Genomic DNA, 13,837 nt, shown 5'->3' on the forward strand with positions numbered 1-13,837 from the left:
CCACCTCACTCCCCTGGGTGATCTGCCGCATACACATAGTCCGTTCGGGCCATCCAAGATTGGGCCCGAAGGGGGTGTTGTGCTGTCGCCACCTTCCGTAACGTCCTCAACTGGCAGCGGTGAATATGCCGCTGTCGCCGTGGGGGAGCCTCGATTCGGGAGAGGACGGCGCCGTGATGGGCTGGGTAACCGACTGGAGTGCGCAGGCAGCCTGCCGCACTACCGATCCGGATGAACTGTTCGTACAAGGAGCAGCGCAGAACAGAGCCAAGGCGGTGTGCACCGGATGTCCGGTGCGGACCGAGTGCCTGGCCGATGCGCTGGACAATCGCGTCGAGTTCGGCGTGTGGGGCGGAATGACCGAGCGGGAGCGTCGCGCGCTGTTGCGCAGGCGGCCCACCGTCACGTCCTGGCGCCGGCTGCTGGAGACCGCGCGCAGCGAGTACGAGCAGTCCGCGGGCATCCTGCCCGTGGCGATCGGACTGGACGACGACGAACTGCACGAGAGGTACGCCGCGGTGGGATGAGCAAGAACGGGGCTACGCAGCTCAGGCTGGGGTGGAACCGGTCGCGAGCCGGTCCCCGATGGCCCGAAGGCCTTCGAGATCATGTACATCACCGGGCAGTGCGGCCACTTCGGTCACGGCGACCTCGGGGTGCAGCGCGGTGAAGCGGTCGCGTGTGCGCTGTTCGCGCGCGACCACCTGCATCCGTTCGGCGTGCAGGCGCAGCAGACCTGCGGTCAGCTGATCGACCGACGCGGGAGCGGGAATCGCTTCGGTTCCTGACACGGGGTCCGACGCGGGCTTCGGTCCTGGGGCCGATTCGGGGTTTTCGGCGTCCGCGTGGCCCGTGTGGCTCTCGTGGTCTGCGTGTTCGGGAGGATCGGGAGTGGTGTCGGGGGTGACGACGCCTTCGGGCGGGGCGATCGACCAGTCGGCCGGGTCACGAAGTCCAGCCTTCCCGGTCGTCTGATCCACAATGCCGACCCCGTCAAGATTTTCTGCGGCGGCCAGGGCGTGCTCGGCCGAGAGCCGGGCGGCTTCGCTGCCGTGGACGCGGTTGAGCACCAGGCCGGCCAGCGGCATCTTCTCCGCGGCGAGCCGTTCCACGAAGTAGGCGGCCTCGCGCAACGCGTCCCGCTCGGGGGTCGCGACCACGAGGAACGCCGTGCCGGGCGCCTGGAGCAGGGTGTACGTGGCGTCGGCCCGGGTGCGGAAGCCGCCGAACATGGTGTCCATCGCTGCGACGAAGGTCTGTACGTCGCGCAGGAGTTGACCGCCGAGCAGCTTGCCGAGGGTGCCGGTCATCATCGACATGCCCACGTTCAGGAACTTCATCCCGGCCCGACCGCCCATCTTCGCCGGGGCCATCAGCACCTTGATGAACTTTCCGTCCAGGAAGGAACCGAGCCGCTTCGGCGCGTCCAGGAAGTCCAGCGCGGAGCGCGACGGAGGAGTGTCGACGATGATCAGGTCCCACTCGTCGCGTGCGCGCAACTGCCCGAGCTTCTCCATCGCCATGTACTCCTGCGTGCCCGCGAAACCGGCCGACAGGGACTGGTAGAAGGGGTTCTCCAGGATCGCGCGGGCCCGCTCGGCGTCCGTGTGCGCCTCGACGACCTCGTCGAAGGTCCGCTTCATGTCGAGCATCATGGCGTGCAGTTCCCCGCCGTTCCCGCTCTCGATGCCCGGGACCCGGCGCGGGATGTTGTCCAACGAGTCGATGCCCATGGACTGGGCGAGCCTGCGGGCCGGATCGATGGTGAGGACGACGACCTTGCGGCCGCGCTCGGCCGCCCGTACGCCCAGTGCCGCGGCGGTCGTGGTCTTGCCGACGCCGCCCGAGCCGCAGCACACGACGATCCGGATGGCCGGGTCGTCGAGCAGCGCGTCGGCGTCCAGCGCGGGCGCGGACAGCGGGGCCGGGGACGAGCCCGCGGAGGCGTCCGGGGACGGGGTGGAGGAGCCGCGGTCCGTGGCCGGTTTCCGGGCGGTCGTGGAGGCGGAGGCGTTCCGGGCCGTGGACGTGGTCGACTTCCGGACCGCGGACGTGGCCGCGTCCGATCCCGTGCGCTGTGTCATGAACCCGCCCCTTGTTCCGCCCCTTGTACCGCCCCTTCGCCCACGCCCTGCTTGCGGAGCTCGGTCGCCAGGTCGTAGAGACCGGCCGGGTCGATGCCCTCGCCGATCAACGGGAGTTCGTACCCCGGCAGCCCCAGGCCCGCGAGCACCGCCCGCTGCTCACGCTCCAGCCCGACCCGCTGGGCGTGCTCGGCGGCCTGCTCGACCAGGGGGCGCACCAGTCCCGCGGAGCCCGTCACCCCGGCCCGGGTCAGCGCCTTGGCGATCTCCTTGCGTCGGCCGCCCGAGGCGGTGCGCAGGGTGTCCTCGTCCAGCAGGTGCGGTCGCACCATGTTCACGATGACCCGGCCCGTCCCGAGCCCGGCGGCCCGCAACTCCGCGATGCCGTCCGCGGTCTCCTGGACCGGCATCTCCTCCAGGAGCGTCACCAGATGGACCGCTGTCTCGGGCGACTTCAGCACCCGCATCACGGCCTGGGCCTGATTGTGTATCGGGCCGATCCGGGCCAGCCCGGCCACCTCGTCGTTCACATTGAGGAAGCGGGTGATGCGTCCGGTGGGCGGGGCGTCCATGACCACGTGGTCGTAGACGTACCGGTTCTGCTTGTCCTTGCGGCGGACGGCCTCGCAGGCCTTGCCGGTCAGCAGCACGTCCCGCACCCCGGGCGCGATCGTGGTGGCGAAGTCGATGGCGCCGAGCTTCTTGAGCGCCCGGCCCGCGCTGCCGAGCTTGTAGAACATCTGGAGGTAGTCGAGAAGGGCGCGCTCGGCGTCGATCGCGAGGGCGTACACCTCGCCGCCGCCCGGTGCGACGGCGATCTTGCGCTCCTCGTACGGGAGGGAATCCGTCTCGAAGAGTTGGGCGATGCCCTGCCTGCCCTCGACCTCCACGAGGAGGGTGCGCCTGCCCTCGGCCGCGAGGGCGAGCGCGAGGGCGGCGGCGACCGTGGTCTTACCGGTACCGCCCTTGCCGCTGACGACCTGGAACCTGCTCACGTATTCGAGCCTAACCAGTCGCACCGCGGGCTACGCACGAGGCTGCGCGTGCCAGGGATTGCGCAGGCATTACAGTCGGGCCATGACCAAGTGGGAATACGCGACCGTGCCCCTTCTCGTGCACGCGACCAAGCAGATTCTGGACACCTGGGGCGAGGACGGCTGGGAGCTGGTCCAGGTCGTTCCCGGCCCGAACAACCCCGAGCAGCTCGTGGCCTACCTGAAGCGGGAGAAGGCGTAATGGCGGGCGCAGTCGAGGCGAAGCTCGCCGAGCTCGGGCTGACGCTGCCGGCCGTCGTTCCGCCGCTGGCCTCGTACCAGCCGGCTGTGCAGTCGGGGGTGTACGTGTACACCTCCGGCCAGCTGCCGATGGTGGACGGCAAGCTTCCGGTCACCGGCAAGGTCGGGGCGGAGGTCACGCCCGACGAGGCCAAGGAGCTGGCGCGGACCTGTGCCCTCAACGCCCTGGCCGCGGTGAAGTCCGTCGCGGGCGACCTGGACCGGATCGCCCGGGTCGTGAAGGTCGTGGGCTTCGTGGCCTCGGCGCCCGACTTCACCGGCCAGCCCGCCGTGATCAACGGCGCCAGCGAGCTGCTGGGCGAGGTGCTGGGCGACAAGGGCGTGCACGCGCGCAGCGCGGTGGGCGTCGCGGTGCTGCCGCTGGACGCGCCGGTGGAGGTCGAGGTCCAGGTCGAGCTGGTCGGGGCCTGAGCCGTACGCCGAGCCTCGCCCGCTCTCGGAACCCGCTGATCCCGTCCGGTCGTCACGACCGGGCGGGATCAGCCGTGTACGGGGGCGGACGGACCGGGACGGCCTGCCGGGAGCGGATCGGGGCGCCTCTCCGGGGGTGACTCGGGGCACCTCTCCGGGGGTGGATCAGTGCACCTCTCCGGGGGTGGGCCAGGGCGTCTTTCCGGGGGTGGATCAGTGCACCTCTCGAACATCGGCGCGGTTCCGGATAGCCTCCGGCCATGTCCAATGGTCAGTGGTACCCACCGGAATGGCCCGACCGGATCCGGGCACTCGCCGCAGGTGAGCTGAGCGCCGCGACCCCGAAGCGGGCCGCCACCGTGATGCTGCTCCGGGACCCCGCCGCTGACACCGAGGGCGGCCCCGCCGTCCACATGCTGCGCCGTCGCGCCTCCATGGCTTTTGCCGGCGGGGCGTACGCCTATCCGGGTGGCGGGGTGGACCCGCGCGACGACGACCGGCTCGTCGCCTGGGCCGGACCCGCGCTGGAGACCTGGGCCGACCGGCTCGGCGTCGGTACCCCGGCCGAGGCCCAGGCCGTCGTCTGCGCGGCGGTGCGCGAGACGTACGAGGAGGCGGGCGTCCTGCTCGCGGGGCCGAGCGCCGGTACGGTGGTCGGCGACATCACCGGCGCGGACTGGGAGGCCGACCGGCAGGCGCTGGTCGCCCGGGAGCTGTCCTTCGCCGAGTTCCTGGACCGGCGCGGCCTGGTGCTGCGCTCCGACCTGCTGGGCGCCTGGGCGCGCTGGATCACCCCCGAGTTCGAGCCCCGCCGCTACGACACCTGGTTCTTCGTCGCCGCGCTCCCCGAGGGCCAGCGCACCCGCAACGCCTCCACGGAGGCCGACCGCACGGTGTGGATCGCTCCCGGCGAGGCGGCCGACGGATACGACAGGGGCGAGCTGCTGATGATGCCGCCGACCGTGTCGACGCTGCGGGCGCTGAGGCCGTACGGGACGGTCGCGGAGGTCCTGAAGGCGGCGGATTCCCAGGACCTCACCCCCGTACTGGCACGGGCGAGACTGGAGGGTGACGAGTTGGTGCTGAGCTGGCCGGGGCACGACGAGTTCACCAAGCACATCCCGGACAGGCCGGCCGACGGCGGTACGGATTCCGGTTCCGGTAAGGATTCCGGTACAGGTACGGCGGCCGGTACAGAGGTTGGTACGGGGGCCGGTTCCGGTTCGGGTACGGGTACCGACGCCGGTGCGGGCGGTGAGTCCATATGAGCGATGCGGCAGCGCTGCCCGGACAGCCACGCGGCACGGTCCTGTCCGGCCCCGCCACCACCCGTACCGTCAACGTCCTCGCCCCCAACGCCTCGCCGATGACGCTGGACGGCACCAACACCTGGATCGTCGCCGAGCCCGACTCCGGTCTCGCGGTCGTCATCGATCCGGGCCCGCTGGACGACGCGCACCTGCGGGCCGTCATGGAGACCGCCGAACGGGCGGGCCGCCGGATCGCGCTCACCCTCCTCACCCACGGGCACCCCGACCACGCGGAGGGCGCGGCACGCTTCGCCGAGCTGACCCGGACGAAGGTGCGGGCCCTGGACCCGGCGCTGCGGCTCGGCGACGAGGGGCTGACCGCGGGCGACGTGATCACCACCGGAGGGCTGGAGCTGCGGGTCGTGCCGACCCCGGGGCACACCGCGGACTCGCTCTCCTTCCACCTGCCGGCCGACCGGGCCGTGCTGACGGGCGACACGATCCTCGGCCGGGGCACCACGGTCGTCGCGCACCCGGACGGGCGGCTCGGCGACTACCTCGACTCGCTGCGGCGGCTGCGCTCGCTGACTGTCGACGACGGCGTGCAGACGGTGCTGCCGGGGCACGGACCGGTGCTGGACGACGCGCAGGGCGCGGTCGAGTTCTACCTCGCGCACCGGGCGCACCGGCTGGCCCAGGTGGAGACGGCGGTCGAGGCCGGACACCGTACCTCGTCGGAGGTGGTGGCGCATGTGTACGCGGACGTGGACCGGTCGCTGTGGCCCGCCGCGGAGCTCTCGGTGCTGGCCCAGCTGGAGTATCTGGGCGAGCACGGCCTGATAGACGGGGAGCGGGACCCGGCCTGACCGGTTCCGCCACTGCCCCGGCCCCGGGCCTGCGCGGGGTGCGGGACGGCGTGAGGCCCCGCCGGGCGGCGGGGCCTCACGTACGGAGCCGACGCGACCGGTGTGCGCGGGGCGGCTCGGGCCGCTCCCGCGGCCCGTCCGGCCCGGTTCATGTCCGGCGGTGACCGCTCAGCGGGACCGCTTCGCCAGCCGCTCCACGTCCAGCAGGATCACGGCGCGCGCCTCCAGGCGCAGCCAGCCGCGTCCGGCGAAGTCGGCGAGGGCCTTGTTGACCGTTTCGCGGGAAGCGCCGACCAGCTGGGCCAGCTCTTCCTGGGTCAGGTCGTGGACGACGTGGATGCCTTCCTCCGACTGGACGCCGAAGCGGCGCGACAGGTCGAGGAGGGCGCGGGCGACACGGCCCGGAACGTCCGAGAAGACCAGGTCGGACATCTGGTCGTTGGTCTTGCGCAGGCGGCGGGCGATGGCGCGCAGCAGAGCCGCGGCCACCTCGGGGCGGGCGTTCAGCCAGGGCTGGAGGTCGCCGTGCCCGAGGCCGAGGAGCTTGACCTCGGTCAGCGCGGTCGCGGTGGCGGTGCGGGGGCCCGGGTCGAAGAGGGACAGCTCACCGATCAGCTCGCCGGGGCCGAGGACCGCCAGCATGTTCTCGCGCCCGTCGGGGGAGGTGCGGTGGAGCTTCACCTTGCCCTCGGTGACCACGTAGAGGCGGTCGCCCGGGTCGCCCTCGTGGAAGAGCGCGTCGCCGCGCGCGAGGGTCACCTCACTCATCGAGGCGCGGAGCTCCGCGGCCTGCTCGTCATCGAGCGCCGCGAAAAGCGGGGCGCGCCGCAGAACGTCGTCCACGAGTTCTCTCCTTGTCGGCCTGTTCCGGGAACCGTGGTCCCCATCATGCCGGACGGTAAAACAGTGCGATCAATCACAAACCAGTTTGACGCACGGACGTGCCGAATCGTGCGGCAGGGGGCCGATCGGGGGCGGATACGCGGTGACCGGGGCGGATGTCGGTGCGTGGCTCTAGGCTGGTCGAGTGTCCAAATCGCCGGTGAGAGCGCAGGCCAAGGGGGCTGATGGGGTGTCGGAAGGCCATGATTCCGCTGTGGGCGAACAGGGTGTGAATCGCCCGGAACAGGGTGCGATTCGCCCGGTAAGAGCGACAAAAAGTCCCACGGGGGAGTCGGCGCCGAAGCCCGCCGCGAAGCGTGCCGGCCGGAAGCCGGAATCGCGGCTGGCGATGGTCCGTCGCGCCCGCAGGATCAACCGCGAGCTCGCCGAGCTCTACCCGTACGCCCATCCCGAGCTGGACTTCAAGAACCCCTTCGAACTCCTCGTCGCCACGGTGCTGTCCGCCCAGACCACCGATCTGAGGGTCAACCAGACCACTCCCGCGCTCTTCGCCGCCTACCCCACTCCCGAGGACATGGCCGCGGCCGTTCCGGAGGAGCTGGAGGAGATCATCCGGCCGACCGGTTTCTTCCGGGCGAAGGCCAAGTCGCTGATAGGTCTCTCCGTGGCGCTCCGGGACAATTTCGGCGGCGAGGTGCCGGGCAGGCTCGCCGATCTCGTCACGCTTCCGGGCGTCGGCCGCAAGACCGCCAATGTCGTTCTGGGTAATGCTTTCGGTGTTCCGGGAATCACTGTGGACACCCATTTCGGACGTCTCGTACGCCGTTGGAAATGGACGGAACAGGAAGACCCGGAGAAGGTCGAGGCGGAGATCGGCGCGATCTTCCCCAAGAGCGAGTGGACGATGCTCTCGCACCGCGTCATCTTCCACGGCCGCCGCATCTGCCACGCCCGCAAGCCCGCCTGCGGCGCCTGTCCGATCGCCCCGCTCTGCCCCGCGTACGGCGAGGGCGAGACCGATCCGGAGAAGGCCCGAAAGCTGCTGAAGTACGAGATGGGCGGCCGGCCGGGCCAGCGGCTGAGTCCACCGGCGGACTACCCGGGCAGACCCGCACCGGCTCCGGGGGCCGACTGACGCGCGGCGTCCGTCACGGCGCCGCTGCGGAACGAAACGCGTGACGACAGGCGTTGTGAGACGAGGGGTGCCTATGAAGACGCACGAACAGAGCAAGGAAGCGGCGAAGGAAGAGACGAAGGAAGCGGCGGCCGAACCCGCCGTGCCCGCCGCGGGAAACCGGTCCCTTGACGGTTCCGCGGCAGTCGGCCCGGCGGCGGTCGCCGCCGCCACGTCAGGTGCCGGTGCCGGTCCCGATTCCGGTCACGACGCCGGGGTCGCCGTCACGGTCGACGGCCTGCCCGCCTGGCTCGATCCCGTGGCCGACACCGCGCGGACCGTCGAACCCGACCAGCTCAGCCGCTTCCTGCCGCCCGAGAGCGGGGCCGGCCGGCAGTCCGCCGTGCTCGTACTCTTCGGCGAGGGCGAGCACGGCCCCGAGCTGCTCCTCATGGAGCGGTCCGGAAGCCTGCGCTCCCACCCCGGGCAGCCGTCCTTCCCCGGCGGCTCCCTGGACCCGGAGGACGGCGACCCGGCGACGACGGGGCCGCTCAGGGCCGCGCTGCGGGAGGCCCAGGAGGAGACCGGCCTCGACCCGCGCGGTGTCCAGCTCTTCGGCGTGCTGCCCCGGCTCTACATCCCGGTGAGCGGCTTCGTCGTGACGCCGGTTCTCGGCTGGTGGCACTCGCCCAGCCCGGTCGGTGTCGTCGATCCGGGTGAGACGGCCCGCGTCTTCACCGTTCCCGTGGCGGATCTCACGGATCCGGCCAATCGCGCCACCGCGGTCCATCCGAGCGGCCACCAGGGCCCGGCATTTCTGGTCGAATCCGCCTTGGTCTGGGGTTTCACCGCCGGAGTGATCGACCGGATTCTGCACTTCGCGGGCTGGGAGCGCCCCTGGGACACCGCCAGACAGGTGCCGCTCGACTGGCGCGCATGACAGGCTGGCTCCCGTGCTGACCCGTCCGGCCCCGCCCGGACCCAGCCGAAGGAACGGGCCCGGTGACGAATCTGCGAGGCTATAGACGGTGAACGTGCTGGACATCCTGCTGCTGGCCGCCGCCGTGTGGTTCGCGGTCATCGGCTACAGACAGGGGTTCGTCGTCGGCATCCTGTCGGTGATCGGGTTCCTGGGCGGCGGTCTCGTCGCCGTCTACCTGCTCCCGGTCCTGTGGGACCGGCTGACGGACGGCTCCGAGGTCTCGTCCACGGCGGCCGTCGTGGCCGTGATCATCGTGATCGTCTGTGCCTCGGTGGGCCAGGCGTTCACCACCCACCTCGGCAACAAGCTCCGCCGGTACATCACATGGTCGCCCGCGCGCGCCCTCGACGCGACCGGCGGCGCCCTGGTCAACGTCGTCGCGATGCTGCTGGTCGCCTGGCTGATCGGCTCCGCGCTGGCCGGCACCTCGCTGCCGACGCTGGGCAAGGAGGTCCGCAGCTCCTCGGTCCTGCTCGGGGTCTCCCGGGTGATGCCCGCGCAGGCGTCCACCTGGTTCACGGACTTCTCCTCCGTCCTCGCGCAGAACGGCTTCCCGCAGGTCTTCAGCCCGTTCGCCAACGAGCCGATCACCGAGGTCCGGCCCCCGGACCCGGCACTGGTGGGCAGCCCCGTCGCGGCCCGCGCCAAGAAGTCCATCGTCAAGGTCGTCGGCACGGCCCCGAGCTGCGGCAAGGTCCTCGAAGGCACCGGCTTCGTCTTCTCCGACCGCCGGGTGATGACCAACGCCCATGTCGTCGGCGGGGTCGACGAGCCGACCGTCCAGATCGGCGGCCAGGGCCGGCTGTACGACGCGAAGGTCGTCCTGTACGACTGGCGGCGGGACATCGCCGTGCTCGACGTACCGGACCTCGACGCGAAGCCGCTGAAGTTCACCGGCGCCGACAGTGACGCCCGCACGGGGAACAGCGCCATCGTCGCGGGCTTCCCGGAGAACGGCTCGTACGACGTCCGGGCCGCGCGCGTCCGGGGCCGCATCGACGCCGACGGACCGGACATCTACCACCGGGGCACCGTCCGCCGCGATGTGTACTCGCTCTACGCGACCGTCCGCCAGGGCAACTCCGGCGGACCGCTGCTGACGCCCGACGGCAAGGTGTACGGAGTCGTCTTCGCGAAGTCGCTCGACGACCCCGACACCGGTTACGCGCTGACGGCCGACGAGATCCGTCAGGACATCGAGCGCGGCCGTTCCGCCAACCAGCAGGTTGACAGCCAGGGATGCGCCCTGTAGGCGAACCGCGGCGGAGAGCCGTGGCGGAGTCCTGCGACCAGGAGCCGTGGTGAGGCCCTTCGGGGAAGAGTCGCGGTAAAGCGGCGAAGTGGCGAAGTTTCGCGGTGAAGTCCCGTCCGGCCGGTGAATGCTCACCGGCCGGACGGGGCAAAGATCATCCGCGTGGATGGCGCAATCGCGCCGAGACCCAACGGGCCCTGCGGCGCAGAATGCGCGGGATCCCGAGCCGGGGATCATGCAGAACATGCATATCGTGCACCCGGCCCCGGGGGCCGTCCCCCTCATGAGTGCTCAGACCCGCCGTGGCGGTCGAGCGGCGGTTGCGTGCTGCGTCACCGAAGTCGTGCGTCCAGCCCATACCCGGACGTCTGCCCGTGCCTCATGGTCGGTAATCGCCCATCCGTCAGCCAATTGGCCTATGCGCCAGGCAATTGGCTGTTCGTCGGACAACTGTGCGCACAAGGTTACCGATCGGGCTCGGAATCCTTGAGCCAGCTGATGAGTTCGGCCGAGAAGCCGATCGGGTCCTCCTCGTGGGGGAAGTGACCCAGACCGTCGAAAAGTCGCCAACGGTACGGCGCTTCGACGTACTCGCCGGACCCCGCCGCACTGCGCGTCCGGATCGCCGGATCGAGTGAACCGTGCAGGTGCAGCGTGGGCACCCGCACCGGCCGTTTCATCCGGCGGTTGAACTGGATTCCGTCCGGACGGGCCAGGGAGCGCACCATCCAGCGGTAGGGCTCGATCGAGCAGTGCGCCGTCGACGGGATGCACATCGCGTGCCGGTAGACGTCCACCGTCGCGTCGTCGGGGAACTCCGGCGTGCGGGGGCCCGCCCAGTCGTGGATCAGCCGGCCGACCAACGCCGCGTCGTCCGCGACGAGCTGACGCTCCGGCACCCAGGGGCGCTGGAAGCCCCAGACGTGCGAGCCCGCCCGGGTCTGGGCGAAGTCGGAGAGCATCGAGGAGCGCCAGCGGCGTGGATGCGGCATCGAGGAGACCACGAGGCGGCGCACCAGCTTCGGCCGCATCACCGCGGCCGTCCAGGCGAGATAGCCGCCCATGTCGTGGCCGACCAGCGCCGCGTCCGGTTCGCCGAGTGAGCGGATCACGCCGGTGACGTCGAGTGCCAGGTTGGCGGGGTCGTAACCCCGCGGCGTACGGTCGCTGCCGCCGACCCCGCGCAGGTCCATCGCGACGGCCCGGAAACCGGCGTCGGCGAGGGCGGTGAGCTGGTGGCGCCAGGTCCACCAGAACTGTGGGAAGCCGTGCAGCAGCAGCACCAGCGGTCCCTCGCCGAGCTCGGCGATGTGGAAGCGGGCGCCGTTGGCCGCCACGTCCCGGTGGGTCCACGGCCCGTCGATCCGCACGGGGCCACCGGGCCGGACGGGACCGAGCGGGCCGGGAGCGGCGGGCGAGGAGAGGAAGAGAGGCCGACCCGATCCTGACGAGCCCGGTCCGCCCGCGAGAGTCGAACCACTGCCCGCGAGGGTTGAACCACCACCTGCGAGGGTCGAACCACTGTCCGTGGGGGTCGAGGTGCTCTCCGGGACCGGGACGTCGTCCGGGTCCGGGGAACCGTCCGAGTCCCGGTCCGAGGAACCGCCCGGACCGGAAGAGCCGTGCAGGCCGGGACGGCCGGCCGGAGCCGCCGGGTCGACCGGACCTTCCGGACCTACTGGACCCACGGGGCTCAGTGGGTCGAATGCGCTGGAATCGGAGACCGTCATGTGGACGAGCGTGCCACAGCGGACGTCTTGTCCTGGACCGGTGCCTTCTCCACGGCCCGGCTCGCCAGCGTACTGCCGACGGCGGCCGGGCGGCCCGTCCCCGCCGTGGCCTCCGGACGCGGATGCGGCTTGACACCCTGCAGCACGGCCGCCGTCTGCTTCGCCGAGGCGATGGACTTCTGCGGCGGCTTCACCTTCTTGAACTTGGCGACGGCGAACAGCGCGAGCAGCCCGCCCAGGAGGATGAAGGCGGCCCCCACAATCAGGAACGACCAGGCCAGCCCGAGTCCCAGGTTGTGAATGCCGTACGCCGCCGCGAAACTCAGCACCGGGATCGCGAACAGGAACAGCACGCCCGCGATGATGATCGCCATGCTGCCGGTGACGCCGCGCTTGACGTCCTGCCGTACCTCCGCCTTGGCCAGGGCGATCTCGTCGTGCACCAGTGCGGACATCTCGGCCGTCGCCGCGGCGACCAGTTGTCCGAGACTGCGGTCGGTACCGCCCGCGTTGTTGCCGGGGTCGCTCATCCCTGACTCACTCTCCAGTCCTGCTGCTCAACACATCTGGTGTCAGATCATGCCGGACTGTCAGGCTCGTTGCTCGCTGCCCCCGCCAGTTGGGCAAGGCGGCGGTGCTCGGCCGCCTTCTTCTCGTGGATCGCGGCCATCCGCAAGTGGTACTCGGGGTCGCCCTGTTCGTAGATGTCGGGGACCCCGTCCTCGTCCTCGTCGCGCTCCTCGGCCTCGTGCAGCGCCTGGTACTTGCGGACCCGGAGCTTGAGCAGTACGCCGGAGAACACCGCGGCCGTCAGCGAACCGATCAGCACCGCGGCCTTGACCTCGTCGATCGTGCCCTTGTCGCCGGCGAAGGCCAGCTCGTCGATGAGCAGCGAGACGGTGAAGCCGATTCCGGCGAGCGAGGCGAGCGCGAAGACGTCCGCCCAGGCCAGTTCCTTGTTCAGCTCCGCCTTGGTGAAACGGGCGGCCAGCCACGTACCGCCGAAGATGCCCAGGGTCTTGCCGACGACGAGCCCCAGGACGACGCCGAGCGTCTCGGGCCGGCCGAACACGTTCGCCAGCGCGCTGCCGGAGAGGGCGACCCCGGCCGAGAAGAGCGCGAACATCGGAACGGCGAAACCGGCCGACAGCGGACGGACGAGGTGCTCGATGTGCTCGCCGGGGGACCGGCTCTCGCCGTCCCGTCGGCTGCAGCGGAGCATCAGGCCCATGGCGACACCGGCGATCGTGGCGTGAATGCCGCTGTTGTACATCAGGCCCCAGACGACCAGGGCGAGCGGTACGTAGATGTACCAGCCGCGCACGTTCCAGCGCAGCAGCAGGTAGAAGACGACGAGGCCGACGAAGGCACCGCCGAGAGCCAGGAAGTTGATCTGCTCGGTGAAGAAGACCGCGATGATCAGGATCGCGAAGAGGTCGTCGACGACTGCGAGGGTCAGCAGGAAGGCGCGCAGGGCGTTCGGCAGCGAGGTGCCGATGACCGCGAGCACGGCGAGCGCGAAGGCGATGTCGGTGGCGGTGGGGACGGCCCAGCCGTCCGTCGAACCCCCGCCGATCACGTTCACCAGCGTGTAGACGAGGGCCGGAACCGCCATTCCGCACAGCGCGGCGACGACGGGGAGGGCGGCCGCCTTGGGGTCGCGGAGCTCGCCCGCGACCAGTTCCCGCTTGAGCTCGACACCCGCGACGAAGAAGAAGATCGCGAGCAGCCCGTCCGCCGCCCAGTGCTCCACGGAGAGGTTGAGTCCCAGCGACGCGGGCCCGAAGTGGAAGTCGCTGACGGCCGCGTAACCGGAGCCGAAGAGGTTTGCCCACAGCAGGGCGGCTATCGCGGCGAGGAGCAAGATGATTCCGCCGACGGTCTCGGTGCGCAGGGCGTCCGTGAGGTAGTTCCGCTCGGGCAGGGACAGGCGGCCGAGCAGGGTGCGGCGGGGCGACGGGGGTGCGGGGGCGGGCGCGGCCACGAGCGAGGACCTCCGGGTGGGTACGG

General features: G+C 70.9%; 15 protein-coding genes. 8 read left to right on the top strand and 7 right to left on the bottom strand.

What is annotated here, in order from left to right; translation table 11 throughout:
* Positions 1-176 precede the first annotated feature (176 nt).
* Positions 177-527, top strand: a complete 351-nt coding sequence (locus tag ACWCXX_RS10370) for a WhiB family transcriptional regulator (protein WP_187438703.1) — start codon at positions 177-179, stop codon at positions 525-527.
* Positions 528-548: 21 nt separating this feature from the next.
* Here ACWCXX_RS10370 and ACWCXX_RS10375 read toward each other — a convergent pair whose 3' ends face one another.
* Entirely contained in the window at positions 549-2,084 is a 1,536-nt protein-coding gene (locus ACWCXX_RS10375) for an ArsA-related P-loop ATPase (protein ID WP_451125920.1), read from the bottom strand.
* On the bottom strand, positions 2,081-3,079 hold the full coding sequence (locus tag ACWCXX_RS10380; RefSeq protein WP_451125921.1) for an ArsA family ATPase: 999 nt from the start codon (positions 3,077-3,079) through the stop codon (positions 2,081-2,083). Before ACWCXX_RS10380 ends, ACWCXX_RS10375 begins: the two co-directional genes overlap by 4 nt.
* Positions 3,080-3,161: 82 nt before the next feature.
* On the opposite strand from ACWCXX_RS10380, the gene ACWCXX_RS10385 reads away from it, so the two are divergent.
* The 4 genes from ACWCXX_RS10385 to ACWCXX_RS10400 all read left to right on the top strand — a co-directional run bounded on the left by ACWCXX_RS10385 (position 3,162) and on the right by ACWCXX_RS10400 (position 5,906).
* A complete protein-coding gene (locus tag ACWCXX_RS10385) occupies positions 3,162-3,320 on the top strand; it encodes a DUF4177 domain-containing protein (RefSeq protein WP_003967454.1) in 159 nt (52 codons plus the stop codon).
* Positions 3,320-3,790 (top strand): RidA family protein, encoded by a 471-nt coding sequence (locus ACWCXX_RS10390; RefSeq protein ID WP_451125922.1) that lies wholly within the window; start codon positions 3,320-3,322, stop codon positions 3,788-3,790. The genes ACWCXX_RS10385 and ACWCXX_RS10390 overlap by 1 nt, the downstream gene beginning before the upstream one ends.
* A gap of 260 nt (positions 3,791-4,050) precedes the next feature.
* Positions 4,051-5,058, top strand: a complete 1,008-nt coding sequence (locus tag ACWCXX_RS10395; protein WP_451125923.1) for an NUDIX hydrolase — start codon at positions 4,051-4,053, stop codon at positions 5,056-5,058.
* Positions 5,055-5,906, top strand: coding sequence for an MBL fold metallo-hydrolase (locus ACWCXX_RS10400; protein WP_451125924.1), 852 nt, complete (start codon positions 5,055-5,057; stop codon positions 5,904-5,906). Before ACWCXX_RS10395 ends, ACWCXX_RS10400 begins: the two co-directional genes overlap by 4 nt.
* Positions 5,907-6,074: 168 nt before the next feature.
* Here ACWCXX_RS10400 and ACWCXX_RS10405 read toward each other — a convergent pair whose 3' ends face one another.
* Complete coding sequence (locus ACWCXX_RS10405; RefSeq protein ID WP_148840632.1) at positions 6,075-6,749, bottom strand: Crp/Fnr family transcriptional regulator; 675 nt, start codon at positions 6,747-6,749, stop codon at positions 6,075-6,077.
* Between the two features lie 292 nt (positions 6,750-7,041).
* On the opposite strand from ACWCXX_RS10405, the gene nth reads away from it, so the two are divergent.
* The 3 genes from nth to ACWCXX_RS10420 all read left to right on the top strand — a co-directional run bounded on the left by nth (position 7,042) and on the right by ACWCXX_RS10420 (position 10,097).
* The gene (gene nth, locus ACWCXX_RS10410) at positions 7,042-7,884 is read left to right on the top strand and encodes an endonuclease III (RefSeq protein WP_451126029.1); all 843 of its coding nucleotides are present in this window, start codon (positions 7,042-7,044) and stop codon (positions 7,882-7,884) included.
* A gap of 73 nt (positions 7,885-7,957) precedes the next feature.
* Positions 7,958-8,803, top strand: coding sequence for an NUDIX hydrolase (locus ACWCXX_RS10415; protein ID WP_451125925.1), 846 nt, complete (start codon positions 7,958-7,960; stop codon positions 8,801-8,803).
* An 88-nt stretch (positions 8,804-8,891) separates the two neighbouring features.
* Positions 8,892-10,097 (top strand): MarP family serine protease, encoded by a 1,206-nt coding sequence (locus ACWCXX_RS10420; protein WP_451125926.1) that lies wholly within the window; start codon positions 8,892-8,894, stop codon positions 10,095-10,097.
* Between the two features lie 154 nt (positions 10,098-10,251).
* Here the strand turns inward: ACWCXX_RS10420 and ACWCXX_RS10425 are convergent, their stop codons facing one another.
* From ACWCXX_RS10425 to nhaA, 4 genes are all read right to left on the bottom strand, one after another.
* Positions 10,252-10,455 (bottom strand): hypothetical protein, encoded by a 204-nt coding sequence (locus tag ACWCXX_RS10425; protein ID WP_451125927.1) that lies wholly within the window; start codon positions 10,453-10,455, stop codon positions 10,252-10,254.
* A 106-nt stretch (positions 10,456-10,561) separates the two neighbouring features.
* On the bottom strand, positions 10,562-11,467 hold the full coding sequence (locus ACWCXX_RS10430) for an alpha/beta fold hydrolase (RefSeq protein ID WP_451125928.1): 906 nt from the start codon (positions 11,465-11,467) through the stop codon (positions 10,562-10,564).
* A gap of 356 nt (positions 11,468-11,823) precedes the next feature.
* Positions 11,824-12,357, bottom strand: coding sequence for a phage holin family protein (locus ACWCXX_RS10435; RefSeq protein WP_451125929.1), 534 nt, complete (start codon positions 12,355-12,357; stop codon positions 11,824-11,826).
* A gap of 47 nt (positions 12,358-12,404) precedes the next feature.
* Entirely contained in the window at positions 12,405-13,811 is a 1,407-nt protein-coding gene (gene nhaA, locus ACWCXX_RS10440) for a Na+/H+ antiporter NhaA (protein ID WP_451126030.1), read from the bottom strand.
* Positions 13,812-13,837 lie beyond the last annotated feature (26 nt).

The sequence above is a fragment of the Streptomyces sp. NPDC001732 genome, assembly GCF_053596315.1.

Coding starts and splice junctions, on each gene's coding strand:
- ACWCXX_RS10395 (WP_451125923.1), top strand. CDS start 4,051: ATGTCCAATGGTCAGTGGTACCCACCGGAATGGCCCGACCGGATCCGG.
- ACWCXX_RS10435 (WP_451125929.1), bottom strand. CDS start 12,357: ATGAGCGACCCCGGCAACAACGCGGGCGGTACCGACCGCAGTCTCGGA.
- ACWCXX_RS10425 (WP_451125927.1), bottom strand. CDS start 10,455: ATGGGCTGGACGCACGACTTCGGTGACGCAGCACGCAACCGCCGCTCG.
- ACWCXX_RS10400 (WP_451125924.1), top strand. CDS start 5,055: ATGAGCGATGCGGCAGCGCTGCCCGGACAGCCACGCGGCACGGTCCTG.
- ACWCXX_RS10370 (WP_187438703.1), top strand. CDS start 177: ATGGGCTGGGTAACCGACTGGAGTGCGCAGGCAGCCTGCCGCACTACC.
- ACWCXX_RS10375 (WP_451125920.1), bottom strand. CDS start 2,084: ATGACACAGCGCACGGGATCGGACGCGGCCACGTCCGCGGTCCGGAAG.
- ACWCXX_RS10385 (WP_003967454.1), top strand. CDS start 3,162: ATGACCAAGTGGGAATACGCGACCGTGCCCCTTCTCGTGCACGCGACC.
- ACWCXX_RS10415 (WP_451125925.1), top strand. CDS start 7,958: ATGAAGACGCACGAACAGAGCAAGGAAGCGGCGAAGGAAGAGACGAAG.
- ACWCXX_RS10390 (WP_451125922.1), top strand. CDS start 3,320: ATGGCGGGCGCAGTCGAGGCGAAGCTCGCCGAGCTCGGGCTGACGCTG.